Source organism: Streptomyces seoulensis (assembly GCF_004328625.1).
GTDB lineage: Bacteria > Actinomycetota > Actinomycetes > Streptomycetales > Streptomycetaceae > Streptomyces > Streptomyces seoulensis.
On record NZ_CP032229.1, the window covers coordinates 4,035,070 to 4,061,107 of the forward strand.

20 protein-coding genes are annotated in these 26,038 nt (G+C 69.1%); 13 read left to right on the plus strand and 7 right to left on the minus strand.

Annotation, left to right across the window (positions count from 1 at the left end):
* Positions 1-43 precede the first annotated feature (43 nt).
* The 7 genes from D0Z67_RS18895 (at position 44) to D0Z67_RS18925 (ending at position 10,664) form a co-directional block, all read left to right on the plus strand.
* Positions 44-2,206 (plus strand): ABC transporter family substrate-binding protein, encoded by a 2,163-nt coding sequence (locus D0Z67_RS18895; RefSeq protein WP_031181020.1) that lies wholly within the window; start codon positions 44-46, stop codon positions 2,204-2,206.
* Between the two features lie 161 nt (positions 2,207-2,367).
* Positions 2,368-4,275 (plus strand): translational GTPase TypA, encoded by a 1,908-nt coding sequence (gene typA / locus D0Z67_RS18900; protein ID WP_031181021.1) that lies wholly within the window; start codon positions 2,368-2,370, stop codon positions 4,273-4,275.
* Between the two features lie 544 nt (positions 4,276-4,819).
* On the plus strand, positions 4,820-6,454 hold the full coding sequence (locus tag D0Z67_RS18905; protein WP_031181022.1) for a peptide ABC transporter substrate-binding protein: 1,635 nt from the start codon (positions 4,820-4,822) through the stop codon (positions 6,452-6,454).
* Between the two features lie 141 nt (positions 6,455-6,595).
* Entirely contained in the window at positions 6,596-7,525 is a 930-nt protein-coding gene (locus tag D0Z67_RS18910) for an ABC transporter permease (RefSeq protein WP_031181023.1), read from the plus strand.
* Positions 7,518-8,459, plus strand: a complete 942-nt coding sequence (locus D0Z67_RS18915) for an ABC transporter permease (RefSeq protein ID WP_031181024.1) — start codon at positions 7,518-7,520, stop codon at positions 8,457-8,459. Before D0Z67_RS18910 ends, D0Z67_RS18915 begins: the two co-directional genes overlap by 8 nt.
* 11 nt (positions 8,460-8,470) lie before the next feature.
* Positions 8,471-9,523: an ABC transporter ATP-binding protein gene (locus D0Z67_RS18920; RefSeq protein WP_031181025.1), complete on the plus strand. Its 1,053-nt coding sequence runs from the start codon at positions 8,471-8,473 to the stop codon at positions 9,521-9,523.
* Positions 9,516-10,664: an ABC transporter ATP-binding protein gene (locus tag D0Z67_RS18925; RefSeq protein WP_031181026.1), complete on the plus strand. Its 1,149-nt coding sequence runs from the start codon at positions 9,516-9,518 to the stop codon at positions 10,662-10,664. Before D0Z67_RS18920 ends, D0Z67_RS18925 begins: the two co-directional genes overlap by 8 nt.
* A gap of 118 nt (positions 10,665-10,782) precedes the next feature.
* On the opposite strand, the gene D0Z67_RS18930 is transcribed toward D0Z67_RS18925, so the two are convergent.
* The 6 genes from D0Z67_RS18930 to D0Z67_RS18955 form a co-directional block, all read right to left on the minus strand.
* Positions 10,783-11,775 (minus strand): ABC transporter ATP-binding protein, encoded by a 993-nt coding sequence (locus D0Z67_RS18930; RefSeq protein WP_031181027.1) that lies wholly within the window; start codon positions 11,773-11,775, stop codon positions 10,783-10,785.
* On the minus strand, positions 11,772-12,770 hold the full coding sequence (locus tag D0Z67_RS18935; RefSeq protein WP_031181028.1) for an ABC transporter ATP-binding protein: 999 nt from the start codon (positions 12,768-12,770) through the stop codon (positions 11,772-11,774). Before D0Z67_RS18935 ends, D0Z67_RS18930 begins: the two co-directional genes overlap by 4 nt.
* Positions 12,767-13,678, minus strand: a complete 912-nt coding sequence (locus D0Z67_RS18940) for an ABC transporter permease (protein ID WP_031181029.1) — start codon at positions 13,676-13,678, stop codon at positions 12,767-12,769. The genes D0Z67_RS18935 and D0Z67_RS18940 overlap by 4 nt, the downstream gene beginning before the upstream one ends.
* Complete coding sequence (locus D0Z67_RS18945; protein ID WP_031181030.1) at positions 13,675-14,739, minus strand: ABC transporter permease; 1,065 nt, start codon at positions 14,737-14,739, stop codon at positions 13,675-13,677. The genes D0Z67_RS18940 and D0Z67_RS18945 overlap by 4 nt, the downstream gene beginning before the upstream one ends.
* Before the next feature lie 47 nt (positions 14,740-14,786).
* Positions 14,787-16,562 carry an ABC transporter substrate-binding protein gene (locus D0Z67_RS18950; protein ID WP_420824440.1) on the minus strand — a complete coding sequence of 592 codons (1,776 nt, stop codon included), beginning with the start codon at positions 16,560-16,562 and terminating at the stop codon, positions 14,787-14,789.
* Positions 16,563-16,978: 416 nt separating this feature from the next.
* A complete protein-coding gene (locus tag D0Z67_RS18955) occupies positions 16,979-17,515 on the minus strand; it encodes a hypothetical protein (RefSeq protein WP_031181032.1) in 537 nt (178 codons plus the stop codon).
* Between the two features lie 282 nt (positions 17,516-17,797).
* Here D0Z67_RS18955 and D0Z67_RS18960 point away from each other — a divergent pair, with 282 nt between their 5' ends.
* Genes D0Z67_RS18960 through D0Z67_RS18980 form a run of 5 tightly spaced genes read left to right on the plus strand, consistent with a single transcriptional unit; the run spans position 17,798 to position 23,372 of the window.
* Positions 17,798-19,420 carry a peptide ABC transporter substrate-binding protein gene (locus D0Z67_RS18960; protein WP_031181033.1) on the plus strand — a complete coding sequence of 541 codons (1,623 nt, stop codon included), beginning with the start codon at positions 17,798-17,800 and terminating at the stop codon, positions 19,418-19,420.
* Between the two features lie 4 nt (positions 19,421-19,424).
* A complete protein-coding gene (locus tag D0Z67_RS18965; RefSeq protein WP_031181034.1) occupies positions 19,425-20,348 on the plus strand; it encodes an ABC transporter permease in 924 nt (307 codons plus the stop codon).
* Entirely contained in the window at positions 20,341-21,324 is a 984-nt protein-coding gene (locus D0Z67_RS18970) for an ABC transporter permease (protein WP_031181035.1), read from the plus strand. Before D0Z67_RS18965 ends, D0Z67_RS18970 begins: the two co-directional genes overlap by 8 nt.
* Before the next feature lie 7 nt (positions 21,325-21,331).
* Complete coding sequence (locus tag D0Z67_RS18975) at positions 21,332-22,315, plus strand: ABC transporter ATP-binding protein (protein WP_031181036.1); 984 nt, start codon at positions 21,332-21,334, stop codon at positions 22,313-22,315.
* Positions 22,299-23,372, plus strand: coding sequence for an ABC transporter ATP-binding protein (locus D0Z67_RS18980; RefSeq protein WP_031181037.1), 1,074 nt, complete (start codon positions 22,299-22,301; stop codon positions 23,370-23,372). The genes D0Z67_RS18975 and D0Z67_RS18980 overlap by 17 nt, the downstream gene beginning before the upstream one ends.
* Before the next feature lie 101 nt (positions 23,373-23,473).
* Here D0Z67_RS18980 and D0Z67_RS18985 read toward each other — a convergent pair whose 3' ends face one another.
* Complete coding sequence (locus D0Z67_RS18985; protein WP_031181038.1) at positions 23,474-25,609, minus strand: S9 family peptidase; 2,136 nt, start codon at positions 25,607-25,609, stop codon at positions 23,474-23,476.
* Between the two features lie 215 nt (positions 25,610-25,824).
* Between D0Z67_RS18985 and D0Z67_RS18990 the strand changes: the two genes are divergently transcribed.
* Positions 25,825-26,019 carry a hypothetical protein gene (locus D0Z67_RS18990; protein WP_018544306.1) on the plus strand — a complete coding sequence of 65 codons (195 nt, stop codon included), beginning with the start codon at positions 25,825-25,827 and terminating at the stop codon, positions 26,017-26,019.
* Positions 26,020-26,038 lie beyond the last annotated feature (19 nt).

Here is a 26,038-nt window from a genome sequence, read left to right on the forward strand (position 1 = left end):
CAAAAGTGATCAACACGCCCGCGGCTTTCCGGAGGTAGCAGAGATGTCCCACGACGGCGTCGGCTCACGCGCGGTCCTGCGCGCGACCGCCTTCCTCACCGCGGGCGCCCTCGCGGTGCCCCTCCTCGCCGGCTGCGGCTCGGACGACAAGGCCGGCCGCCCGCTGGCCGGACCGGACATCGCCCATGTCACCCGCGACAAGGTCGCCGAGGGCGGCACCGTGAAGTGGGCCATGGACGCGCTGCCGGAGACGCTCAACGCGTACCAGGCCGACGCCGACGCGGGCACCACCCGGGTCGCCCAGGCCACCCTCCCCTCGATGTTCCAGCTCGACGCGAACGGCCGCCCGGCGGTGAACCCCGCCTATCTGGAGTCCGCCAAGGTCATCGAGACCGAGCCCCGCCAGGTCGTGCTGTACAAGCTGAACCAGCAGGCGGTGTGGAGCGACGGCCGCGAGATCGGCGCCGCCGACTTCGTCGCCCAGTGGCGCGCCCTGTCCGGCAAGGACAGCGCCTACTGGACCGCCCGCAACGCCGGGTACGACCGCATCTCCAAGATCGAGCGCGGCGCCAGCGACCTCCAGGTCCGGGTCACCTTCTCCCGCCCGTACGCCGACTGGAAGTCGCTGTTCTCCCCGCTGTACCCGAAGGACGTCATGGGCACCCCGGACGCCTTCAACGACGGCGCCCGGCGCAAGCTCAAGACCACGGCGGGCCCCTTCCGGGTGGACAAGGTCGACACCGCCGGCAAGGACGTCGTCCTCACCCGCAACCCGCGCTGGTGGGGCCAGCCCGCCAAGCTCGACGAGATCGTGCTGCACACCGTCCCGCGCGACGAGCGGGCCACCGCGCTGGCCGACGGCAAGGTCGACGTCGCCGACGTGGACGCCTCCACGGCCGGCCGGATCACCGGTGCCGCGGGCGGCACCGGAAGCCCGCTGGTGGGCGGCGGCAAGACCTCCGCCAAGAAGCTCCGCTCCTGGGCGCTCGCCCACGGCCTGGAGGCGGAGAAGGTCGAGCACGCGGGCCAGAAGAAGCTGCGCAAGGCCATCACCCGGTACCTGGAGGAGCAGGACGGGCTCCGCTCCTACGAGGTGCGCAAGTCCCTGGAGCCCGCCTACACCCAGCTCGCCCTGAACGGCGCCGGTGGCCTGCTCGCGGACGAGCGGGTGCGCCGGGCCGTGGCCCGCGCGCTGGACCGCAAGGAGCTGGCCAGGCTGGTGCTGACCCCGCTCGGCCTGCCCGCCGAGCCGGTCGGCAGCCACCTGGCGCTGGAGGGCCAGCCCGCCTACGCCGACAACAGTGACGCCCTCGGCGGCCAGGACACCAAGGAGGCGCAGGCCCTGCTCTCCGACGCCGGATGGGTGCCGGGCGGCCCGGTCAAGGAGGAGAAGAAGGGGGACAAGGCCGCGGGGCCCGAGAGCAGCACCAAGGGCGACGACGACCAGTCCGAGGGCGGCAAGGACGGCGAGTACATCGTCGGCGAGGACGACAAGAACACCGACGGCAAGAACGAGCACGGGGACGGCAGCGGCCGGCACCTCGCCCAGGACGGCAAGCAGTACACCGGCCAGGGCGGTGCCCCCGGCGCCTACGCCCCCAAGGGCACGGCCGCCCCGGCGGGCGCGGTCAACGGGCCGCTCGCCAAGGACGGCCAGGCGCTCAACCTCCGCTTCGTGCTCCCCACCGGCGCCGGCTCGGAGACCCTGAACACCGTCGCCGGGCGGATCTCCGCGATGCTGGAGAAGGTCGGCATCCGCACCACGGTGATCAAGGTCCCGGACGAGAGCTACTTCAAGGACCACATCGCGGCCGGCGACTTCGACCTCGCCCTGTACTCCTGGCCCGCCTCCGCCTTCCCGGCCACCGACGCGCGCCCGATCTTCGCCAAGCCCGCGCCCGCCGCCGACGGCTCGGTGAACGTCGAGCAGAACTACACCCGCGTCGGCACCGACCAGGTGGACCAGCTCTTCGACCAGGCCGCCTCGACACTGGACGAGGACGAGTCCCGCGACCTCATCCGCAAGGCCGACACCCGCATCTGGGCGGCGGCCGGCTCCATCCCGCTCTACCAGCGCCCCCAGCTCGTCGGCGTACGGAAGACCCTGGTCAACACGGGTGCCTTCGGCTTCCAGGCGCCGGTCTACGAGGACATGGGCTTCCTGAAGAAGGGCGCGAAGGTCTCGCCGAGCCCGACCAAGAGCTGACCCGGAGACCGACCCGGAAATCGGGCCCCGTGGCCCTGCGGAGGCCGTCCCCCGCAGGGCCACGTACCATGGGGTGAGGCCGTGGCGTGTCCAGCCCGGCAGGTCCCGCGCAAGAGAATCCCGCGCAGGGCAGTCCGCACACTCCGGGAGTACGCCGCAATATGGCCACGCGCCACGACATCCGTAACGTCGCCATCGTCGCCCACGTCGACCATGGCAAGACCACCATCGTCGACGGCATGCTGAAGCAGGCCGGCGCGTTCGCCGCTCACCAGCTCGACTCCGTCGACGACCGGGTCATGGACTCCAATGACCTGGAGCGTGAGAAGGGCATCACGATCCTCGCCAAGAACACGGCGGTGAAGTATCACCCCAAGGACGGCGGCGAGCCGATCACCATCAACATCATCGACACCCCCGGCCACGCCGACTTCGGTGGCGAGGTCGAGCGCGGTCTGTCGATGGTCGACGGTGTCGTCCTCCTCGTCGACGCCTCCGAGGGCCCCCTTCCGCAGACCCGCTTCGTGCTGCGCAAGGCGCTCCAGCAGCGGCTGCCCGTCATCCTGTGCATCAACAAGACGGACCGCCCCGACTCGCGCATCGACGAGGTCGTCAACGAGACCTACGACCTCTTCCTCGACCTGGACGCGGACGAGGAGCAGATCGAGTTCCCGATCGTCTACGCCTGCGGCCGCGACGGCATCGCCTCGCTGACCAAGCCGGACGACGGCACGGTCCCGGCCGACAGCGACAGCCTGGAGCCGTTCTTCTCCACCATCCTGGAGCACATCCCGGCCCCCACGTACGAGGAGGACGCGCCGCTCCAGGCCCACGTCACCAACCTCGACGCGGACAACTTCCTCGGCCGTATCGCGCTGCTCCGCGTCGAGCAGGGCGAGCTGCGCAAGGGCCAGACCGTCGCGTGGATCAAGCGTGACGGCACGGTCGCCAACGTGCGCATCTCCGAGCTGATGATGACCGAGGCGCTCACCCGCAAGCCGGCCGAGGTGGCGGGCCCCGGTGACATCTGCGCCGTCGCCGGTATCCCGGACATCATGATCGGTGAGACCCTCGCCGACCCGGAGAACCCCGTCGCGCTCCCGCTGATCACGGTGGACGAGCCCGCGATCTCCATGACCATCGGCACCAACACCTCGCCGCTCGTCGGCCGTGGTGGCACGGGCAAGGGCGCGGACGCCAAGTCCGCCGTCAAGGACCGCAAGGTCACCGCCCGCCAGGTCAAGGACCGCCTCGACCGCGAGCTGATCGGTAACGTCTCCCTCCGCGTGCTCGACACCGAGCGCCCGGACGCCTGGGAGGTCCAGGGCCGTGGTGAGCTGGCGCTCGCCATCCTGGTCGAGCAGATGCGCCGCGAGGGCTTCGAGCTGACCATCGGCAAGCCGCAGGTCGTCACGCAGATGATCGACGGCAAGGTGCACGAGCCGGTCGAGCGCATGACGATCGACGTCCCCGAGGAGCACATGGGCGCGGTCACGCAGCTCATGGGCGTCCGCAAGGGCCGCATGGACAACATGTCCAACCACGGCTCCGGCTGGGTCCGCCTGGAGTTCGTCGTCCCGTCCCGCGGCCTCATCGGCTTCCGTACCGAGTTCCTGACCGGCACGCGCGGCACGGGCATCGCCCACTCCATCCACGAGGGCCACGAGCCGTGGTTCGGCACCCTGACGACCCGTAACAACGGCTCGCTCGTCGCCGACCGCTCCGGCGCCGTCACCGCGTTCGCGATGACGAACCTCCAGGAGCGCGGCGTGCTCTTCACCGACCCGGGCACCGAGGTGTACGAGGGCATGATCGTCGGCGAGAACTCGCGCTCCGACGACATGGACGTCAACATCACCAAGGAGAAGAAGCTCACGAACATGCGGTCGGCCTCGGCCGACTCGTTCGAGGCGATCGTCCCGCCGCGCAAGCTCTCCCTGGAGCAGTCCCTGGAGTTCTGCCGCGACGACGAGTGCGTCGAGGTGACCCCGGAGGCGATTCGCATCCGCAAGGTCGTCCTGGACCAGAAGGAGCGCGGCCGCTCCGCGAGCCGCGCCAAGCACAGCTGACGCGGAGGCTGTCCGCAGCCGACGTGAAGAAGAAGGGCCCGCCCGGCATCCGCCGGGCGGGCCCTTCTTCTTCCGGCCATTCCGTCAGGACCATGCAGGGTTTTCCCTATGAATGCGGATCAGGTTCACTCAGGGTTATGGCCGGGTCCCGCGCGGCGTTAAAGTGGCCGGAATCGGTGAGTCGTTGGGAGACTCCCGCGCCCCTTCGAGCGCAACCGGTTTTCTCTTGGTCTGTCCGCTATTCGGACTACTGCATCCGATAGTTGTGTAACAAGTCCGTTTCGCAGGGATCTTTCGCCCAGGCGTTTGTCCGGATTTTGGGAGAAGTAGACGGCAGGTGTGATCGAACCGAGACCTCGAAGGTGTGGTTCGCTCCGGCCTGCATGGCAGATAGTTAGGCGCGTAGATAGCTCGGGTCACGCGCTGTTGTTGAGGGCGCCGGCTCACGAGCGCGGGGGCACTTGAGCATTTCAGGCACCGGCAACGGTGGTGCGTCCAGTGCCCCTCCATGCGGTGAACCAATGGACTCATGAGGAGGAGCCCCATGCGTGGTGCCAAGAGCGCCAAGTGGGTTGCGATAGCGGCGATTGTGGCGCTGGGTGCGACGGCCTGCGGCGGTGGCGGGGACGACGGCTCGGGCGACGGCGGCTCGCGCGCGGTGAACGCGAAGGGCGTGTTCAGCTACCAGAGCAACGAGCCCCAGCACCCCATCCAGCCGGCGAACGTCATGGAGACCGGCGGTGGCCGTATCACCGACGCCCTCTTCAGTGGCCTGGTCGACTACAACGCGAAGTCGGGCAAGCTGGAGAACCTGGTCGCCGAGTCCATCAAGCAGGACGACGCCAGTCACTACACGATCAAGCTGAAGCAGGGCTGGACCTTCCACAACGGTGAGAAGGTCACCTCGCACTCCTTCGTGGACGCCTGGAACTGGGGCGCCAACTCGAAGAACGCCCAGCAGAACGCCTCCTGGTTCTCGGACATCAAGGGCTACGCCGACGTCCACCCGGACAAGGGCGACCCGAAGACCGACAAGATGTCCGGTCTGACCACCCCGGACGACTCGACCATCAAGGTCGCGCTGGCCGCCCCCGTTCCGTACTGGACCTACAAGCTGGGCTACAGCGCGTTCTATCCGCTGCCCAAGGTCTTCTACACGAACCCCAAGAAGTACGGCCAGGAGCCTGTCGGCAATGGCGCGTACAAGTTCGTCAAGTGGAACCACAACCAGGACTTCCTGGTGAACACGTACGCCGACTACGCGGGCCCCAAGCCCAAGAACGGCGGCATCGACTTCAAGTTCTACACGACCGCCGAGGCCGCCTACCAGGACGCCGTCTCCGACAACCTGGACGTGCTGGACCAGGTCGCGCCGAGCGCGATGTCCAAGTACCACCAGGACCTGGGCGACCGCGCGGTAGACGCCCCGCAGAACGCGATCCAGACCGTCGCCGTCGCCGAGTACGCGCCGACGATCAAGAACCTCAAGGACCGCGGGAAGTTCATCAAGGGCCTGTCCATGGCCATTGACCGGAACACCATCACCAAGACGGTGCTGGCCGGCTCGCGTGAGCCCGCCACGAGCTTCGTCCCGCCGGCTGTCGAGGGTTACAAGGCCAACGCCTGTGGCGAGGCCTGCGCGTACAACCCGAAGAAGGCCAAGCAGCTGATCCAGGAGGCGGGTGGCGCCAACGCGACCATCTCGATCCTGTACAACGCCGACGGCGGCCACAAGGAATGGGTGACGGCCGTGTGCGCCAACATCACCCAGAACACCGGCGTCAAGTGCGAGGGCGACTCGAAGGCCGACTTCAAGACGGCCCTGGACGTCCGCACCAAGAAGAAGGTCCAGAGCCTCTACCGCTCCGGCTGGGTGCAGGACTACCCGCTGAACGCCAACTTCCTCAAGGACCTGTACGGCAGCACTGCCGCCGGCAACGAGGGCGGCTACTCCAACAAGGAGTTCGACAAGCTGGCGGACAAGGCGGACAAGGCTTCTTCGCTGGACGAGTCGGTGAAGCTGTACCAGGATGCCGAGGCGTCCCTGTACAAGGACATGCCCGCCATCCCGCTGTGGTACTACAAGACGAACGCGGGTTACTCCAAGAACGTCACGCACGTCAGCTACGACACCTTCGGCAAGCCGGTCTTCGCGGACGTCGAGGTCTACAAGAAGTAAAGGCCGCAACGGTCGATTCACTGAGGTGCCCACGCAAGCCGCGGGCGCCCCACCGTTCGCAACCGGTGGCCGCCCCGCACCACCCCCCATCAGGAGAGCGCGGCAGGGGCGGCCACCAGAGCGGCTGACAATGGAGGCTCGATGGGGCGCTATGTCGCGCGGCGACTGCTCCAGATGATCCCGGTGTTCGTCGGGACCACTCTGCTCATCTTTTTGATGGTCTACTCCCTGCCCGGTGACCCTGTCCGGGCGCTGTGGGGCGACAGACCTGCCGATCCCCAGGCGATGGCGCGCCTGAAGCACGAGTACTGGCTCGACAGGCCGGTTCTTGAGCAGTACTGGCACTACATCAGCAATGTTTTCACGGGAGACTTCGGCACCAGCTTTGTGACGGGGCGCAAGGTCGTGGACGTCATGTCCGAGGTCTTCCCGGTGACGATCCGGCTCGCGCTGGTCGCCTTCACCATCGAGATCGTGGTCGGCCTGGTCCTGGGCCTGGTGTCCGGCCTGAACCGCGGCAAAATCTACGACAAGCTCGTCCTGGTGATCACGCTGCTGCTGGTCTCCATCCCGATCTTCGTGCTCGGCTTCATCGCCCAGACGGTCTTCGGCAACCAGCTCGGGTGGGTGACCCCGACGGTGCAGGACTCCAACGACATCACCCAGTTGATCCTGCCCGGCATCATCCTGGGTTCCCTGTCCTTCGCGTACGTGGCCCGGCTCAGCCGGACCTCCATCGCAGAGAACCTCCGGGCCGACTATGTGCGCACGGCCGTGGCCAAGGGTCTGCCGCGCCGCCGTGTCATCGGCGTCCACCTGCTGCGCAACTCGCTGATTCCCGTGGTCACGTTCCTCGGCACCGACCTGGGCGCCCTGATGGGTGGCGCCATCGTCACCGAGGGCATCTTCAACGTCCACGGCATCGGCAACACGCTGTACCGGTCCATCAACCAGTCCGACAACACGACGGTCGTCGGCATCGTGACCGTCCTTGTGATCGTCTACCTGGTCTCCAGCCTCGTCGTCGACCTGCTCTACGCCGTCCTGGACCCGAGGATCCGCTATGTCTGAGGCACTCACGACCGAGACGGCCCTGGAGGAAGAGGTCGCCGGCACGGCGGCCCCCAACCCCTCGCAGGACAGGCCGCGCAGCCTCTGGTCCGACGCGTGGCGGGACCTGCGCCGCAATCCGTTCTTCGTCATCTCGGCAGTACTCATCCTCCTGCTGATCGCGATCGCCGCCTTCCCAGGTGTGTTCACCTCGACCGACCCGAAGCACGCGGACCTCGTGCACCACTACCTGACCGGGCCCAACTGGAGCCACATCGGGCAGGCCGACTGGTTCGGCTACGACGGCCAGGGCCGCAGCGTGTACTCGCGGACGATGTACGGCGCCCGTGCGTCGATCATCGTCGGCATCTTCACCACGCTCGGTGTCGCGATTCTCGGCAGTGTGGTCGGTATGCTCGCCGGCTACTACGGAGGCTGGCTCGACGCGGTCCTGTCCCGGGTCACCGACGTGTTCTTCGGCATTCCGCTGCTGCTCGGCGCGATCGTCGTCCTGAACGCCTTCACACACCGCACGGTGTGGACAGTGGTGGCCGCGATGGTCTTCCTCGGCTGGACTCAGATCACCCGCGTCATGCGCGGCTCCGTGATCACCGTCAAGCAGCAGGACTTCGTGCAGGCCGCGCGGGCGCTCGGCGCCGGCACCGGCCGCATCCTGGTGCGGCACATCCTGCCGAACGCCGTCGCGCCGGTGATCGTGGTCTCCACCATCGCGCTCGGTGGTTACATCTCGCTGGAGGCGACCCTGTCCTTCCTGGGCATCGGTCTTCCGCCCAGCACGGTCTCCTGGGGCAACGACATCTCGTCCGCGCAGACGGTCATCCGTACCGCGCCGCACGTGCTGTTCTTCCCCAGCGCCATGCTGAGCCTCACCGTGCTCGCGTTCATCATGCTCGGCGACGCGGTCCGCGACGCCCTCGACCCGAAGCTGCGCTGAGGGAGGCGTACGTGACGATCATCCAAGATTCCGAATCCGACTTCGCCTCAGGCGAGGCGCACACCGGACCGCTACTCGAAGTACGCGACCTGCACGTCGAGTTCCACACCCGGGACGGGGTGGCCAAGGCCGTCAACGGTGTCAACTACAACGTGAGCGCGGGCGAGACGCTCGCCGTGCTCGGCGAGTCCGGCTCCGGCAAGTCCGTGACCGCACAGGCGATCATGGGCATCCTCGACATGCCGCCGGCGAGGATCCCGCGGGGAGAGATCCTCTTCCGCGGCCAGGACATGCTGAAGATGTCCGGTGAGGATCGACGCAAGATCCGGGGCCGCCGGATCGCCATGATCTTCCAGGACGCGCTCAGCTCCCTGAACCCGGTGCTGTCCGTCGGCTACCAGCTCGGTGAGATGTTCCGCGTCCACCGGGGCCTGTCCAAGAAGGACGCCAAGGCCAAGGCGATCGAGCTGATGGACCGGGTGAAGATCCCGGCCGCGGCGTCCCGGGTGGACGACTACCCGCACCAGTTCTCGGGCGGTATGCGCCAGCGCATCATGATCGCCATGGCGCTGGCCCTGGAGCCGGACTTGATCATCGCCGACGAGCCGACCACGGCTCTCGACGTGACAGTCCAGGCCCAGGTCATGGACCTGCTTGCGGAGTTGCAGCGCGAGTACAACATGGGTTTGATCCTGATCACCCACGACCTCGGTGTCGTTGCGGACGTCGCCGACAAGATCGCGGTGATGTACGCGGGCCGAATCGTGGAGGCCGCCCCGATCCACGAGCTGTACAAGCGCCCCGCGCACCCGTATACCCGGGGTCTGCTGGACTCGATCCCGCGTCTGGACCAGAAGGGCCAAGAGCTCTACGCGATCAAGGGCCTGCCGCCCAATCTGCTGCACATCCCCAGTGGTTGCGCCTTCAATCCCCGCTGCCCCAAGGCCCAGGACATCTGCCGCACGCAGAGCCCCGCCCTGCTGCCGGTCACAGAACAGGACGGCAGCGACGTGGTCGGCCGCGCCTCGGCGTGCCACTTCTGGAAGGAGACGATCCATGGCTGAGCTCAGCAAGAACGACGGGCGGCAGGACGCCACGCCGAACGTCTCCGAAGTCGAGGTTGTGGACGCGCACTCCGAGCAGGAGGCGGTCGCCGCCATCGAAACCCCCGTGGAGAGCGGCGAGCCGATCCTGCAGGTGCGCAACCTGGTGAAGCACTTCCCGCTCACCCAGGGCGTCCTCTTCAAGCGCCAGGTCGGTGCGGTCAAGGCTGTCGACGGCGTCTCCTTCGACCTGTACCAGGGCGAGACTCTGGGCATCGTGGGCGAGTCCGGCTGCGGCAAGTCGACGGTGGCCAAGCTCCTGATGACCCTGGAGCGGGCCACGGCGGGAGAGGTCTTCTACAAGGGCCAGGACATCACCAAGCTGTCCGGGCGCGCCCTGAAGGCCGTACGCCGCAACATCCAGATGGTGTTCCAGGACCCGTACACATCGCTCAACCCCCGCATGACGGTGGGCGACATCATCGGCGAGCCCTTCGACATCCATCCCGAGGTGGCCCCCAGGGGCGATCGGCGCCGCAAGGTGCAGGAACTGCTGGATGTCGTCGGTCTCAACCCCGAATACATCAACCGCTATCCGCACCAGTTCTCCGGCGGCCAGCGCCAGCGCATCGGCATCGCCCGCGGCCTTGCGCTCAACCCCGAGATCATCATCTGCGACGAGCCGGTGTCGGCCCTGGACGTCTCGGTGCAGGCCCAGGTCATCAACCTGATGGAGCGACTGCAGGACGAGTTCAACCTCTCCTACATCTTCATCGCGCACGACCTGTCGATCGTCCGGCACATCTCGGACCGCGTGGGCGTGATGTACCTCGGCAAGATGGCCGAGATCGGCACGGACGAGCAGATCTACGACCATCCGACGCACCCTTACACCCAGGCCCTGCTGTCGGCGGTCCCGGTGCCGGATCCGGAGGCCCGCGAGCGCCGCGAGCGGATCATCCTCACCGGTGACGTGCCCTCCCCGGCCAACCCGCCCTCGGGCTGCCGCTTCCGCACCCGTTGCTGGAAAGCCCAGGACAAGTGCGCCGATGAGGTGCCGCTGCTTGCCGTCCCCGAGCGCTTCAAGAGCGCCGACAGCCCGGCGGCCCACGAGTCCGCCTGCCACTTCGCCGAAGAGAAGGACGTGGTCCACGCAGTCTGATCCCTCCAACGGTCGGACCGGTTCCCGGCGCCCTCACTCACGAGGCGCCGGGAACCGTTTTTTCATGACACTGCCCGCGGCCACCTTGCCGGATCCCCCCGCCACCCCTCGCCAGCCGTCACCCGGACACCCGGGGCCGCGCCCAGTGGCAGGCCACCCCGGGTTCGGGACCCGCGCCGAGGACGGCGGGGTCCTCGGTGCGGCAGGCGCCCGCGACCCCCGCCCGGTCCGCCTCGCCGCTCGCCAGGACCGGGCAGCGTGCGCGGAAGCGGCAGCCGGTGGGGATGCGGGAGGGGTCCGGGGCTTCGCCGGTGAGGATCACCGGGTCGCCGGGGGCGTCCGGCAAGACGGACAACAGGGCCTGGGTGTACGGATGCTTGGGGGCGGTCAGCACCTCCTCGACCGGGCCCGTCTCCACGATCCGGCCGAGGTACATCACGGCCACCCGGTCGGCGATGTTCCATGCCAGGCCGAGGTCATGGGTGACGATCAGGGAGGCCAGTCCCAGTTCGGTGCGCAGTCTCAGCAGCAGCGCCAGGATCTCACCGCGCACCGACGCGTCCAGCGAGGCCACCGGCTCGTCGGCGACCAGGAGTTCGGGTTCCAGGACGAGCGCGCCGGCGATCACCACACGCTGGCGCTGGCCGCCGGAGAGTTCGTGCGGGTAGCGGAGGAAGAAGCGCTCGGGGGGCCGCAGTCCCGCCCGGGACAGAGCGGCGGCGACCGCGTCCCGTTCGTCGCCGTCCGTGCCGTGGATGCGCAGGCCCTCGGCCACCGCCTCGTAGACGGTGTGCCGAGGGTTCAGGGAGCCGCTGGGGTCCTGGAGCACGAGCTGTACCCGGCGCCGGTACGCCTTCAGGGCCCGGGAGGAGTGGTCGAGCTGCTTCCCGTCGAACCGGATGCTGCCCGAGGTCGGCCGGACCAGGCCCAGCAGCGACCGGGCCAGCGTCGTCTTGCCGCACCCGGACTCACCGACCAGGGCGACCGTCTCACCGGTGCGGATGTCGAGCTCGACCCCGTCCACGGCTCGCGCCACCGGGTCACCGTTGCGCCCCGGAAAGGACACATGCAGTCCCCGCGCGCTCAGCAGCGCCGGAGCGGGCGTCGTCATGTGGTGCTCCTCGTGTCCTCGGCCCCGGCCGCTCGGCCGGAGGCGGTCGCCGCCACGTGGACGCAGGCGGCCCGCCGCCCGTGGGACACGTCGCGCAGCGGCTGATCCCGGGTGGCGCACTCGTCCAGCACGACCGGGCAGCGCGGATGGAACGCGCAGCCGGCGGGCAGCGCGAACGGGTCGGGCGGATCACCGGGCAGACCCCGTGGGGCGAAGCGGGAGGCCGGGTCCCCGATGTGCGGGAACGCCATGGACAGAGCCTCGGCGTAGGGGTGCCTGGCGTCCTCGTGCACAACGCGGGCCGGCCCCTCTTCTACGACCCGCCCGGCGTACATCACCGCCAGCCGGTCACAGGTGTCCGCGAGTATGGCCAGGTCGTGACTGATCATCATCAGAGCGACGTCCTGATCGGTGACGAGCCGTTCGATCAGCCGCAGGATCTGCGCCTGAACCATCACGTCCAGAGCGGTGGTGGGCTCGTCGGCGATGACCAGCTGCGGGTCGCAGGCCAGGGCCATGGCAATCATGACGCGCTGCCGCTGGCCGCCGGAGAGTTCGTGCGGATACGCCGATGCCCGCGCGGCCGGCAGCCCGACCTGCTCCAGGAGCTCGCCGGTCCTCTTCCTGGCCGCCGCGGGGGTCGCCCGGCCGTGCAGCATGACCGGCTCGGCGATCTGCTCCCCGACCCGCTGCACGGGGTTGAGGGCGTGCATCGCGCCCTGGAAGACGATCGAGGCCCCGGCCCAGCGGACGGCCCGGACCCGGCCCCAGCGCATCGTCAGCACGTCCTCCCCGTCGAGGAGGATCTCACCGCTCACCCGTGTCCCGACAGGCAGCAGTCGCAGCACGGCGAGCGCCAGCGTCGACTTCCCGCAGCCCGACTCGCCGGCGATACCCAGCTTCTGGCCGGCCGCCACCGAGAGGTCCACGCCGCGTACGGCGGCGGCTCCGCCGGGGTAGGTGACGGTGAGGTCGCGTATGTCGAGGAGGGTCAACGGGAGGCCCCCAGCCTGGGGTTGAGCGCGGACTCCACGGCACGTCCGCACAGCGTGAACGACAGGGCGACCAGGGCGATCGCCACGCCGGGCGGCACCAGATACCACCAGTCGCCCGCACTCACCGCGCCCGCCTCGCGCGCGTCCTGGAGCAGCCCGCCCCACGAGACGACGGTGGGGTCGCCGAGGCCGAGGAAGGCGAGGGTCGCCTCGGAGAGGATGGAGGAGGAGACCATCAGCGTGGTCTGCGCCAGGATGAGGGGCATGACATTGGGCAGCACATGGCGGGTCATGACGTGCCAGTGGCCGCCCCCCAGCGCCTTGGCCCGCTCTATGTAGGGGCGTGACTCCACGGCCAGCGTCTGTGCCCGCACGAGCCGGGCGGTCGTCGGCCAGGAGGTGACGCCGATGGCGAGGATCACCGTCCCGAGGGAACGGGACATGACGGTGGCCAGCGCGATGGCGAGCACCAGGGTCGGCATCACCAGGAACCAGTCCGTGACACGCATCAGCACGGTCGCGTACACACCGCGGAAGTGACCGGCGGTGATGCCGACCACCGCGCCGATCGCCACCGACAGGACGGCCGCGAGGAGCCCCACGAGCAGCGACACCCGCGCGCCCCAGATCACCAGGGCCAGCAGATTGCGCCCGAACCGGTCGGTGCCCAGCGGGAATTGGCCGCTGGGCGCCTCCAGCGGGGCGCCCGGTGCGTCGGTGACGCTCGTGATGTCCGAGCCGACGATCAGCGGTGCCGCCAGCGCGGTCACCGCGAACAGGACGAGTGCGGCCAGCCCGGTGATACCGGCACGGTGGGCGCGGTACCGCTGCCAGAACCGCTTGGCGGAACGCCACCGCCGTCGGCGGGCGAGTGCCCGGGGGCCGGCCGGCGCGACCGAGGTACTCATCGGCCCACCCGGGGGTCGAACAGGGGGTAGACCAGATCGGCCAGTGTGTTCATGACGATGACCGCCGAGGCGAAGAAGAGGAACAGGCCCTGCACCAGCGGCAGGTCGGGGACGCTCAGGGCCTGGTAGAAGAGTCCGCCGAGCCCCGGCCAGGAGAACACGGTCTCGACCAGGATCACTCCGGCGACGGTTCGGCCGAGGTTCACGAAGACGAGGGTGACGGTCGGCAGCAGCGCGTTCGGCACGGCGTGCCGACGGCGCACCAGATCGTCCCGCAGGCCCTTGGCACGCGCGGTCGTCAGGTAGTCGCTGCCCATCTCGTCCAGCAGGGCCGAGCGGGTGACCAGCAGGGTCTGGCCGTACTCGACCGCGACGAGTGTGATCACCGGAAGGACGAGATGGTGCGCGATGTCGAAAACCCGCGCGAAGCCCCCCGTGCCGCCGGCCTCCATGCCGCCGGTGGGGAACAGACCTGGCACGGGGCCCAGGCCCACGGAGAACACGATGATCAGCAGCAGGCCGAGCCAGAAGGACGGGAGCGAGTACAGGGTCAGAGCCAGACCGGTGTTCACCCGGTCTCCCAGGCTGCCGTGCCGCCACGCCGAGCGCGTACCCAGGTACATGCCGAGCGCCGTGTAGAGCACGAACGCCGTACCCGTCAGCAGCAGGGTGTTCGGCAGGGCTTCGGTGATCTTGTCGATGACCGGCGTGCGGAACTGGTACGACGTGCCGAGATCGCCGGTGAGTGCCTTGCCGCAGTAGTCCGTGAACTGCTGCCACAGCGGCAGGTCGAGGCCGAACTGCTTCCGATAGGCGGCCAGTTGCTCCGCCGAGACGGGCCGGCCGCCGGTCATGGTCTTGACCGGGTCGCCCGGGATCAGACGGAAGAGGAAGAAGCCGGTGACGAGGACGGCGAGCAGGGAGACGATCGCGCCACCCAGCTTGCCGGCCCCGTACCGCACGTAGCCGGCCCCCACCCGGGGCCGTGGCCCGGGGGCCGCGGGCCCGGTGATGACCGGGCCCGCGGTGTCGGCCGGTGTCGGCTCGGTGTCAGCGGTCATGGCGCGCAGCCCACGGGCCGCCGGACGGAAATGGTCTGGTTCATGCGCTACTCACGGTCGTCGGCGGTGGTGCGGCGTCGCCGGGCGAGGAAGAACCCGGCACCCGCGAGGACCAGGACGCCGGCGGCGACGCCGACGATCACGCCGGTCGAGCTCTGGCCCCCGGACGAGCCGGACTGCGCGGGGACCGCCGACCACCAGCTCCAGTAGCCGTCCTGGCCATAGATGTTGCCCGCTGCCTTGGGCATCGTCTCGATCGACTTGATCCGGTCGGTGCGGTAGGCCTCCACGGCGTTCGGATACGCCATGACGTTCATGTAGCCCAGGTCGTACAGCCGTGACTCGGCCTGCTTCACGAGTGCCGCCCGCCGGGCCGGGTCGTACTCGGCGAGCTGCTTGGCGTAGAGGCCGTCAAAACCCTTGTCGCAGATGAAGTTGTCGGTGGCGCCCGTGTCCTTGGGGGTGGCGGGGAGCGCACCGCAGGTGTGGATGGACAGCACGTAGTCCGGATCCGGGTTGACCGACCAGCCGTCGAAGGCGAGATCGTACTTGCCGGCGAGCCAGGGGTCGGTGACATTGTCCAGGCAGTCGAGGGTCATGCCGATGCCGAGCTTGCCCCACCACTCCTTGAGGTACTGCCCGACCGCCTTGTCGTTCGGGTCGGTGGCATGGCACAGGACACGGTAGGTGAGCGGCTTGCCGTCCTTCCCGAGCCGTTTCCCGGCGCTGTCGGTCCGGTAGCCCGCCTGATCGAGGAGCCGGGCCGCCTTGGCCGGGTCGTAGGCGAGTTCCTGGCCGGCGGCGGGCTTCCAGAAGTAGCTCGAGAAGCGCGGCGGTATGTAGCCCTGGCCCTGGACCGCGTGCCCCTGGAAGACCTTGTCGACGATGGTCTTGCGGTCGACCGCGCTGAACAGGGCGTGGCGCACCCGCTCGTCCAGCAGGGACGGGTCGCCGTCGCCGAACTTCTGCCCGTTCTTCGACCGGGCGCCGGGGTTGACGGCCAGGGCGTAGAAGCGCCGGCCGGGGGCGTCGTTGACGCGGATGTTCTTCTCGCCCTCGAGGGAGGCCGCCTGGGCGGGAGTGAGGGAGGGGGAGCCCGCCACGAAGGAGACCTCACCCTTGCGCAGGGCGGCCACCGCCGCGTCCTGGTCCTTGTAGTACTTGAAAACCAGTTCGTCGAACTTCGGCGCTCCCCGCCAGAAGTTTTTGTTCGCCCTCAGCCGTACGTAGCTGTCGGCCTTGTAATCGGCGAGTATGAACGGTCCGTCGCCGACGACGGGGAAGTTCTTATCGTTGTTGAATTTGGAATAATCCTTGACCTTCTCCCATATGTGCTTGGGCACTATGGGCACGTCAAGGGCGGCCATCGTGGCTTGCGGCTTCTTCAGCTCGATGACCAGCTTGGTGGGGCTCGGCGCGGAGACCTTGCGGAAGTTGGTGACGAAGCTGCCGTTCGCGGTGGCGGCAGCCTCGTCCGTCATCAGCTTGTTGAAGGTCCACGCCGCGTCCTCGGCGGTCACCTGCTGTCCGTCCGACCACTTGGTGCCGGAGCGGATGGTGTACGTCCAGGTGAGCTTGTCGGTGGAAGGCTTCCAACTCGTGGCCAGGCCGGGGATCGGGCGGGCGTCCTCGGGGGCGTAGTCCGTCAGGTACTCGTAGGTCAGCCGCAGGAGGCTGGTGCTGACCAGGCGGACCGCCAGGAAGGGGCTGAGCGAGTCGACGCTCTGTGCGACGGCGACGGTGAGGACCTTGTCGGCGGGGGCGGCCTCCGCCGTCTGCGTCTTCGGGGCGAGCGGAGTGGCGAGGCCGGCGGTGAGCGCCATGGCGGCCGTCCCGGCGGCCACGAGCCGGCGGACAGGGGACCAGGGGCGTCTTTGCGCCGGCTGCTCCACTCCTTGCTGGTCGTGTGGGCTCATAGCTCGTGACCTCATGTCATCACTCGTACGAACAGCGCCTGTCGGACTGGCGATCGGACCGGTTCCAGGGGGCGGCGGTCGCGATGGATGAGCTTGTCTATCAGCGCTGATCTGCGCGCGTCAACGGCCCGGAGGACCGTCGTGGCCTGCGGAAAAACGTGCCGTCACCGACGCGGTGCCGGTTATTGGTCTAGTCCGGTGAAGCGATCCTGGTGAGGGCCTGACGGGTGGTGCGGCAGGCGTGGACCGCCTGGTGAGAGGGGTGGGCGAAAGCGCTGTGCCCCCACCGGATTCTCCGGCGGGGGCACAGCGTGACATCTGGATCATCCGTACTGGATGCCCCAGACGTTGTTGTTGCGCTTGGCCGGCGCGACGATGCCGGTCTTCTTCCAGATCTTGCTCTTCACGCACTGCTGCCGGCCGTTGGCCACCAGCCGGTACTTGGTGACGCTGAAGCCCTTGGCCTCGTGGCTCATCATCAGGCGGCCCTTGGACTTCCCGGGCTTCTTCTTGACCGTGGCGGAGTAGGTCCACGTGTCGGACTTGGACCAGGTCTTCCCGACCGAGACGCTGAAGGAGGTCGAGGCCTTGGCGAAGATGATCCCCGCCTCGGTGCCGAGCTGGGCGGTGCCCGTGGCGCTCCAGGTGCCGGTCTTGTTCTTGGCGTAGCTGATGGTCACGCCCGGCCGCGCCCAGTCGCTGTGGACGTTGGTCGGCTTCCAGACCGTGTGCTTGTCCGAGATCGTGTAGATCGGCGAGTCGTTGCAGACGATTCCGGCGGCAGCGGGTGACGCGGATATCGCCATCGCGCCGCCGCTGAGGAGCGCGGTGGACAGGACTGTGCTCAGGGCACGTCTCATGAAATGCCTTCCCCGTGGAGACATAAGGGCGTTGGTCGTTCCGCCCGTTTGTTCAGGACGCGTCAGATACTTCACGCAACTCACGTACCAGTAAACGCATTTGAGTGCTTCTTGAGGTTGTCGCAGCTATGTGGACCGACTGATTTCGCTTTGCGCCGCTCCTGGATCGGCCGAAAGGGTTGAGGAACGCCGCATATGGGTCCGTGCACATGCGCCGGGCGGAGTTCATGTCGATATTTGGCACCAGGAACAGCGTGCTGGAAATGGACGGCGGAGGTGGCCATGCGCGGATTCACGCACACCCGATGGCTGACCGGCGCCGCTGCGGTGGTGCTCATGGCCACCGGGTGCGGCGGGGGAGCGAGCGGGGCGGCGGACGGCGGGATGCTCACCTCCTCCTGGGGCGACCCGCAGAACCCGCTGGAGCCGGCCAACACCAACGAGGTGCAGGGCGGCAAGGTGCTCGACATGGTCTTCAGGGGCCTGAAGCGGTACGACCCGAGGACCGGCGAGGCCCAGAACATGCTGGCCCGGTCGATCGACACCACCGACTCCCGGCACTACACCGTCAGGCTCAGGGACGGCTGGACCTTCTCCAACGGCGAGAAGGTCACCGCCCGCTCCTTCACCGACGCCTGGAACTACGGCGCGAGCCTGAGGAACAAGCAGAAGAACGCCTACTTCTTCGGCTACATCGAGGGCTACGACCAGGTCCACCCCGAGATGGGCGGCCAGCACGCCGACACCCTCTCCGGGCTCAAGGTCGTCGACGACCACACCTTCACCGTCACCCTGAACCAGAAGTTCTCCGGCTTCCCCGACACCCTCGGCTACGCCGCCTTCGCCCCGCTGCCCCGCGCCTTCTTCACCGACCACGCCGGCTGGCTGAAGACCCCGGTCGGCAACGGCCCGTACGCCATCGAGTCCTACACCAAGGGCTCCCAGATGACCCTGCGGAAGTGGAACGGCTACCCCGGCGGGGACAAGGCGCTCAACGACGGGGTGATCCTCAAGGTCTACACCGACAGCAACACCGCCTACACCGACCTGATGGCCGGCAACCTCGACCTCGCCGACGACATCCCGGCCGCCCAGCTGAAGAACGTCAGGACCGACCTCGGCGACCGGTACATCAACACCCCGGCCGGCATCATCCAGACCCTCGCCTTCCCGTACTACGACCAGCGCTGGAACCGGCCCGGCATGGAGAAGGTCCGTACCGGGCTCTCCATGGCCATCAACCGGGACCAGATCACCAAGACCATCTTCCAGCGCACCCGTACCCCCGCCACCGACTGGACCTCACCCGTCCTCGGCGCCGACGGCGGCTTCAAGGCGGGCCTGTGCGGACGCGCCTGCACCTACGACCCGGCGGCGGCCAAGCGGCTGGTCCGGCAGGGCGGCGGCATCCCCGGGGGCTCCCTGCGGCTCACCTACAACGCGGACACCGGCTCGCACCGGGATTGGATCGACGCGGTCTGCAACTCCATCAACCACGCGCTCGGCGACGACAACGCCTGCGTCGGCAACCCGGTCGGCACCTTCGCCGACTTCCGCAACCAGATGGCCCAGCACAAGATGAGCGGCCCCTTCCGGGCGGGCTGGCAGATGGACTACCCCCTGATCCAGAACTTCCTCCAGCCGCTGTACTTCACCGGCGCCTCCTCCAACGACGGCCAGTGGACCAACTCCGAGTTCGACGAGCTGGTGGACCGCGCCAACGCCGAGACGGACCCGGCCAAGTCGGTCGCCACCTTCCAGCAGGCCGAGGAGGTCGTCCGGGACAACATGGCCGCCATCCCGCTCTGGTACCAGAACGGCAACGCGGGCTACTCCCAGCGCCTCACCGGCGTGGCGCTCAACCCGTTCAGCGTGCCGGTGTACAACGAGATCAAGGTGAGCTGAGCGCATGGGACGCTACGTCGTCCGGCGCCTGCTCCAGATGGTGCCGGTGTTCGTCGGAGCCACCCTGCTGATCTTCCTGATGGTCAACGTGATGGGCGACCCCATCGCGGGCCTGTGCGGGGAGCGGCAGTGCGACGCGGCCACCGCCGCGCAGCTCCGGAGCGAGTTCGGCCTCGACCAGCCGCTCTGGCAGCAGTACGCGACCTACATGGGCAACGTCTTCACCGGCGACTTCGGCACCGCCTTCAACGGACAGCCCGTCACCGAGCTGATGGCGGCCGCGTTCCCGGTCACCGTCCGGCTGACCATCGTCGCGATCCTCTTCGAGCTCGTCGTCGGCATCAGCCTCGGCGTGCTCACCGGACTGAGCCGGGGCCGGCCCGTCGACACCGGGGTGCTGCTGCTCACCCTCGTGGTGATCTCCGTGCCGACCTTCGTCACCGGCCTGGTGCTGCAGCTGCTGCTCGGCGTGGAGTGGGGGTGGATCAAACCCTCCGTCTCGCCACAGGCGCCGTTCGACGAGCTGATCGTGCCGGGGCTGGTGCTGGCCTCGGTCTCGCTGGCCTACGTCACCCGGCTGACCCGTACCTCGATCGCGGAGAACCGGCGCTCGGACTACGTCCGTACCGCCGTCGCCAAGGGGCTGCCCCGGCGCCGGGTCGTCGTACGGCACCTGCTGCGGACCTCGCTGATCCCGGTGGTCACCTTCATCGGCACCGACATCGGGGCGCTGATGGGCGGCGCGATCGTCACCGAACGGATCTTCAACATCCACGGCGTCGGCTTCCAGCTCTACCAGGGCATCCTCCGGCAGAACACCCAGACGGTGGTCGGCTTCGTGACCGTCCTGGTCCTGGTCTTCCTGGTCGCCAACCTGCTGGTCGACCTGCTCTACGCGGTACTCGACCCGAGGATTCGCTATGCCTGAGCCGTCGTCGTACGAGTCGCGGGGAGCCATCGCCGGGACCGGGATGGGCGGGACCATGGACCTGGCGGCCGGCGAGGCCGCCACGCTGGAGCGGGTGCCGGGCGGACCGGCGGGCGGCGGTCCGGACAGCAGGCCCCGCTCGCTCTGGTCCGACGCCTGGCGGGACCTCAGGCGCAACCCGGTCTTCCTGCTCTCCGCGCTCGTCATCCTCTTCCTGGTCTTCATCTCCCTCTGGCCGTCGGCCATCACCTCCGGCAACCCCCTCGACTGCGACCTCGCCAAGGCCCAGGACGGCTCCTCGCCGGGCCACCCCTTCGGCTTCGACGGGCAGGGCTGCGACGTCTACACCCGGACCGTCTACGGCGCCCGTACGTCGGTCACGGTGGGCGTGTGCGCCACGCTCGGGGTCGCGTTGCTGGGGTCGGTGCTCGGCGGGCTCGCCGGGTTCTTCGGCGGGGCCTGGGACGCGGTGCTGTCCCGGATCACCGACGTGTTCTTCGCCATCCCGGTCGTGCTCGGCGGCCTGGTGCTGCTGTCGGTGGTCACCAGCAACACCGTCTGGCCGGTGATCGGGTTCATGGTGCTGCTCGGCTGGCCGCAGATCTCCCGGATCGCCCGCGGCTCCGTCATCACCGCCCGGCAGAACGACTACGTCCAGGCGGCCCGCGCACTCGGCGCCTCGCCCGCCCGGCTGCTGCTGCGGCACATCGCGCCCAACGCGGTCGCCCCCGTCATCGTCGTGGCCACCATCGCGCTCGGCACCTACATCTCGCTGGAGGCCACCCTGTCCTACCTCGGCGTCGGCCTGAAGCCGCCCAGCGTCTCCTGGGGCATCGACATCTCCGCCGCCTCCCCCTACATCCGCAACGCCCCGCACGCCCTGCTCTGGCCCTCCGGGGCGCTGGCGATCACCGTCCTGGCCTTCATCATGCTCGGCGACGCGGTACGCGACGCCCTCGACCCGAAGCTGAGGTGACGGCGCCATGCTGCTCGAAGTACGCGACCTGCACGTGGAGTTCCGCACCCGCGACGGCGTCGCCAAGGCCGTCAACGGGGTGTCGTACGGGGTCGGCGCGGGCGAAACGCTCGCGGTGCTCGGGGAGTCCGGGTCCGGCAAGTCGGTGACCGCGCAGGCCGTGATGGGCATCCTCGACATGCCGCCCGGCCGGATCACCGGCGGCCAGATCCTCTTCCAGGGCCGCGACCTGCTCACCATGAAGGAGGAGGAGCGGCGGAAGATCCGGGGCGCCGGAATGGCGATGATCTTCCAGGACGCGCTGTCCGCCCTCAACCCGGTGCTCTCCGTCGGCGACCAGCTCGGCGAGATGTTCACGGTCCACCGGGGGATGTCCCGCAAGGACGCGCGCAAGCGGGCCGTCGAGCTGATGGACCGGGTGCGCATCCCGGGCGCGGCCCAGCGGGTGCGGGACTATCCGCACCAGTTCTCCGGCGGCATGCGCCAGCGGATCATGATCGCCATGGCGATCGCGCTGGAACCCGCGCTCGTCATCGCCGACGAACCCACCACCGCGCTCGACGTCACCGTCCAGGCCCAGGTGATGGACCTGCTCGCGGAGCTGCGCCGGGAGTACGACATGGGGCTGGTCCTCATCACCCACGACCTCGGCGTCGTCGCGGACGTGGCCGACCGGATCGCGGTGATGTACGCGGGCCGGATCGTGGAGTCGGCACCCGTGCACGACATCTACAAGGCACCGGCCCACCCCTACACGCGCGGCCTGCTCGAATCCATCCCCCGGCTCGACCACAAGGGCCGGGAGCTGTACGCCATCCAGGGTCTGCCGCCCAGCCTCACCCACGTCCCTGCCGGCTGCGCCTTCCACCCGCGCTGTGCGATGGCGCGGGACGTCTGCCGCACCGACGAGCCCCCGCTGTACCCGGCGGGGCCCGACCGGGTGAGCGCCTGCCACTTCTGGAGGGAGTGCCTCGATGGTCTCGACGGCTGAACCCGTGCTGGAGGCGCGCGGCCTGGTCAAGCACTATCCGCTGACCCGGGGCATCGTGCTGCGCAAGCAGATCGGCGCCGTGAAGGCCGTCGACGGCGTCGACTTCAGCCTCGGCCGGGGCGAGACCCTCGGCATCGTGGGCGAGTCGGGGTGCGGCAAGTCCACGGTGGCCAGGCTGCTCTGCCATCTGGAGCGGCCCACCGAGGGCGAGATCCGGTTCCGGGGCGAGGACATCACCGGTGCGTCCGGGCGACGGCTGAAGGAGGTGCGCCGGAACATCCAGATGGTGTTCCAGGACCCGTACACCTCGCTCAACCCCCGGATGACGGTGGGGGACATCGTCGGGGAGCCGTACGAGATCCACCCCGAGGCCGCGCCGAAGGGTGAACGGCGGCGCAAGGTGCAGGAGTTGCTGGAGGTGGTGGGGCTCGACCCGGAGTTCCTGAACCGGTATCCGCATCAGTTCTCCGGCGGTCAGCGGCAGCGGATCGGCATCGCACGGGCGCTGGCGCTGCGCCCCGAGGTGATCGTCGCGGACGAGCCGGTGTCCGCGCTGGACGTGTCGGTGCAGGCGCAGGTGATCAACCTGCTGGACCGGCTCCAGGCGGAGTTCGGGCTGTCCTACGTGTTCATCGCGCACGACCTGTCGATCGTCCGGCACATCTCGGACCGGGTCGCGGTGATGTACCTGGGCCGGATCGTGGAGACCGGCACGGACGCGGAGATCTACGAGCACCCCACCCACCCGTACACCCAGGCGCTGCTGTCGGCGGTGCCGGTGCCCGACCCGGAGGCGCGGGCGCACCGGGACCGGATCATCCTGAGCGGTGATGTGCCGTCCCCGACCGCGATCCCGTCCGGCTGCCGGTTCCGCACCCGGTGCTGGAAGGCGGAGGAGCGGTGTGCGCGGGAGGTGCCGGAGCTGGCGGTGCCGGAGGAGTTCCGTGCCGTGGGCGGGCCGGTCGCGCATCCGTCGGCGTGCCTGTTCGCGGCCGAGCGGCAGGTCGTGCCGGGGGCCATGGAGGATCACGGCGGGCACGGCAACGGGCCGGGATGACATGGCGTGATCCCGGCCCGTCTCACGGCACCCGCACGGCCGTACGCGATCAGCCTCGCGGGTGCTCATATCTGTGCGGCTTCGGCGAAGTTGCCGGTGCGTTAACGCTGTTCGGGCCGGCCCAGAGCGCGCTTGAGGAAGTCGACCTGGAGGAGGAGCAGGTTCTCCGCGACCTGTTCCTGCGGGGTCATGTGGGTGACGCCGGACAGCGGGAGCACCTCGTGCGGGCGGCCGGCGGCCAGCAGGGCGGAGGAGAGCCGGAGGGTGTGTGCGGCCACCACATTGTCGTCGGCGAGGCCATGGATGATCATCATGGGCCGGTGCGGCTCGGCCGGATCGGAGAGGCCCTCGTCGGTGATCAGGGAGCTGCGGGCGTAGCTCTCCGGGTCCGCGTCGGGGTCGCCCAGGTAGCGCTCGGTGTAGTGGGTGTCGTACAGCCGCCAGTCGGTGACCGGGGCGCCGACGACGCCCGCGTGGAAGACGTCCGGGCGGCGCAGGACGGCCAGCGCGGAGAGGTAACCGCCGTACGACCAGCCCCGGATGGCCACGCGGTCGAGGTCCAGCGGGTAGCGCTTGGCCAGGTCGTGCAGGGCGTCGATCTGGTCGTCGAGGGTGACCGTGAAGTCCTGGTGGATGGACTTCTCCCACTCGGGGGAGCGCCCGGGGGTGCCCCGGCCGTCCGCGACGATCACCGCGAAGCCCTGGTCGGCGAACCACTGCGAGGTCAGATGGGCGTTGTGGGCGGCGACGACCCGCTGGCCGTGCGGGCCGCCGTAGGGGTCGAGCAGGACGGGCAGGGGAGTGTCGCCGGGGTAGTCCGACGGCATAAGCACGGCGCACGGAATTCGCCGTGCGCCCCCCTCGGTCAGGGTCACGCGGGGGGACAAACCGGGGTCTTCGGCGTACGAGCGGACAGCGAGCGCCGATTTTCCGTCACGCAGCACCTGGACACGGGCGCCGGGACTGTCCAGGGTCGCGGAAATCAGCACGGTCACCTCGCCCGAGCGCACCGCCGAGTGCACGCCGGGCTCCTGCGACACGCGCTCCACGCCCGCCTCGCCGACCCGGTACACATGGATCTCGCCGGTCTCGGGGTCCTCGGCCGCCGCTCCCGCCGAGGCCGAGACCAGTACGCCGTCCGACGACACGTCCAGCACCGCGCGGATGTGCAACTCCGGTCCGGTCAGCGGGCGTTCGCCCACGGTGAGGACCCGCGCGCCGCCCTCGTCCGCGATGCGGACCAGCTGTCCGGAGGGGGTCCAGGCGGGCACCCCGGCGAAAAGATCAAGCCATGTTGGATCTTCGTCGGCGTGCAGGGTCCGGGTCTCGCCGGTGTCCGGGTCGAGGGTGAGGACGAGGGTGCCGCGCTGGTCCCGCGACTGCACCTGGAGAAGGGGCGCACCCGCCTGTGACCAGTGCACTCGCGTCAGATAGGGGTACCGCTCACGGTCCCAGCGGATCTCGGTGCGGGTGCCGTCCAGGCCGATGACGAACAGGGTCACCTCGGCGTTGGCGGTGCCGGCGGCCGGGTAGCGCACGTGGTGTGGCTCACGGTCGGGGTGTGACGTGTCCGCGATCCACCAGCGCCGCACCGGCGTGTCGTCCACCCGCGCCACCAGCAGCCGGTCCGACGCGGGGGACCACCAGAAGCCCCGCGTACGGTCCATCTCCTCGGCCGCGATGAACTCCGCCAGGCCGTAGGTCACTTCGTCGCTCTCGGGGGTGGCCAGCGCCCGGTCGTCGTCGCCCTCGGCACCGACCACGCGCAGCTCGCCCCCGGCGACGTACGCGACGCGGGTGCCGTCGGGGGCGGGGCGGGGGTCGATCACCGGGCCGGGGACGGGGAGTTCGCGAGCGGTGCCGGCGCGCAGCTCGGCCGTGAACAGCCGCCCGGACAAGGCGAAAGAGGCCAGTTCGGCGGCGGCGTCGGTGGCGTATCCGACGATGCCCGCGCCGCCCTCGCGGCTGCGTTCGCGGCGGGCGCGTTCCTCGGGGGACAGCTCCTCGTCGGCACCCGCGAGGAGGGCTCCGGGGTCGGCGGCGAGGCGTTCGGTGCCGTCCGAGGTGTCCAGTACCCACAGGGAGTTGGCGCGGTCCGTGCCGGAGCCGGAGCGCAGGAACGCGACACGGGAGCCGTCGGGGGCCACGGTGAACGCGCGCGGCGCGCCGAGCGAGAAGCGCTGCGTCCGGGCGTGTCGGCGGGGGAAGGAGTCGGTGCCGGCTGTCTGGGTCGTCATGGCCCGACCATATTGGCCATGCGCCCCCTTGTGCGGCCGTGCGCCGAGCGATGCGCGAGCACACATAGTTATGATCACTGTCGCTGCGTGGGTATGAACCTGGCGGCGTCCGCGTGGACTTGGCTTCCGGGCCGGTCCGCCGGGGCTGTACCGAAGTCACAACCCCCATAGTCCGAACCCCCCGTGTCCCTGGGATTCATTGGAGGTGAGCCGCCGTGGCACTCTCGATTTCGGCGGTGGTGCTGCTGGCGATCATCGTCTTCCTGCTGATCAAGAAGTCGGGACTGAAGGGGGGACACGCCGCCATCTGCATGCTCCTCGGCTTCTATCTCGCCTCCTCGACCATCGCACCCACGATCAGCGAGCTGACCACGAACGTCGCCAGCATGATCGGCAGCATCAAGTTCTGACGCGGGGCGGGGTGATGGC

Bases quoted from the DNA above. Each gene is read 5' to 3' on its own strand.
- D0Z67_RS18895 (WP_031181020.1), top strand. From the start codon at position 44: ATGTCCCACGACGGCGTCGGCTCACGCGCGGTCCTGCGCGCGACCGCC.
- typA (WP_031181021.1), top strand. From the start codon at position 2,368: ATGGCCACGCGCCACGACATCCGTAACGTCGCCATCGTCGCCCACGTC.
- D0Z67_RS18905 (WP_031181022.1), top strand. From the start codon at position 4,820: ATGCGTGGTGCCAAGAGCGCCAAGTGGGTTGCGATAGCGGCGATTGTG.
- D0Z67_RS18910 (WP_031181023.1), top strand. From the start codon at position 6,596: ATGGGGCGCTATGTCGCGCGGCGACTGCTCCAGATGATCCCGGTGTTC.
- D0Z67_RS18915 (WP_031181024.1), top strand. From the start codon at position 7,518: ATGTCTGAGGCACTCACGACCGAGACGGCCCTGGAGGAAGAGGTCGCC.
- D0Z67_RS18925 (WP_031181026.1), top strand. From the start codon at position 9,516: ATGGCTGAGCTCAGCAAGAACGACGGGCGGCAGGACGCCACGCCGAAC.
- D0Z67_RS18930 (WP_031181027.1), bottom strand. From the start codon at position 11,775: ATGACGACGCCCGCTCCGGCGCTGCTGAGCGCGCGGGGACTGCATGTG.
- D0Z67_RS18940 (WP_031181029.1), bottom strand. From the start codon at position 13,678: ATGAGTACCTCGGTCGCGCCGGCCGGCCCCCGGGCACTCGCCCGCCGA.
- D0Z67_RS18945 (WP_031181030.1), bottom strand. From the start codon at position 14,739: ATGACCGCTGACACCGAGCCGACACCGGCCGACACCGCGGGCCCGGTC.
- D0Z67_RS18950 (WP_420824440.1), bottom strand. From the start codon at position 16,562: ATGGCGCTCACCGCCGGCCTCGCCACTCCGCTCGCCCCGAAGACGCAG.
- D0Z67_RS18955 (WP_031181032.1), bottom strand. From the start codon at position 17,515: ATGAGACGTGCCCTGAGCACAGTCCTGTCCACCGCGCTCCTCAGCGGC.
- D0Z67_RS18960 (WP_031181033.1), top strand. From the start codon at position 17,798: ATGCGCGGATTCACGCACACCCGATGGCTGACCGGCGCCGCTGCGGTG.
- D0Z67_RS18965 (WP_031181034.1), top strand. From the start codon at position 19,425: ATGGGACGCTACGTCGTCCGGCGCCTGCTCCAGATGGTGCCGGTGTTC.
- D0Z67_RS18970 (WP_031181035.1), top strand. From the start codon at position 20,341: ATGCCTGAGCCGTCGTCGTACGAGTCGCGGGGAGCCATCGCCGGGACC.
- D0Z67_RS18975 (WP_031181036.1), top strand. From the start codon at position 21,332: ATGCTGCTCGAAGTACGCGACCTGCACGTGGAGTTCCGCACCCGCGAC.
- D0Z67_RS18980 (WP_031181037.1), top strand. From the start codon at position 22,299: ATGGTCTCGACGGCTGAACCCGTGCTGGAGGCGCGCGGCCTGGTCAAG.
- D0Z67_RS18985 (WP_031181038.1), bottom strand. From the start codon at position 25,609: ATGACGACCCAGACAGCCGGCACCGACTCCTTCCCCCGCCGACACGCC.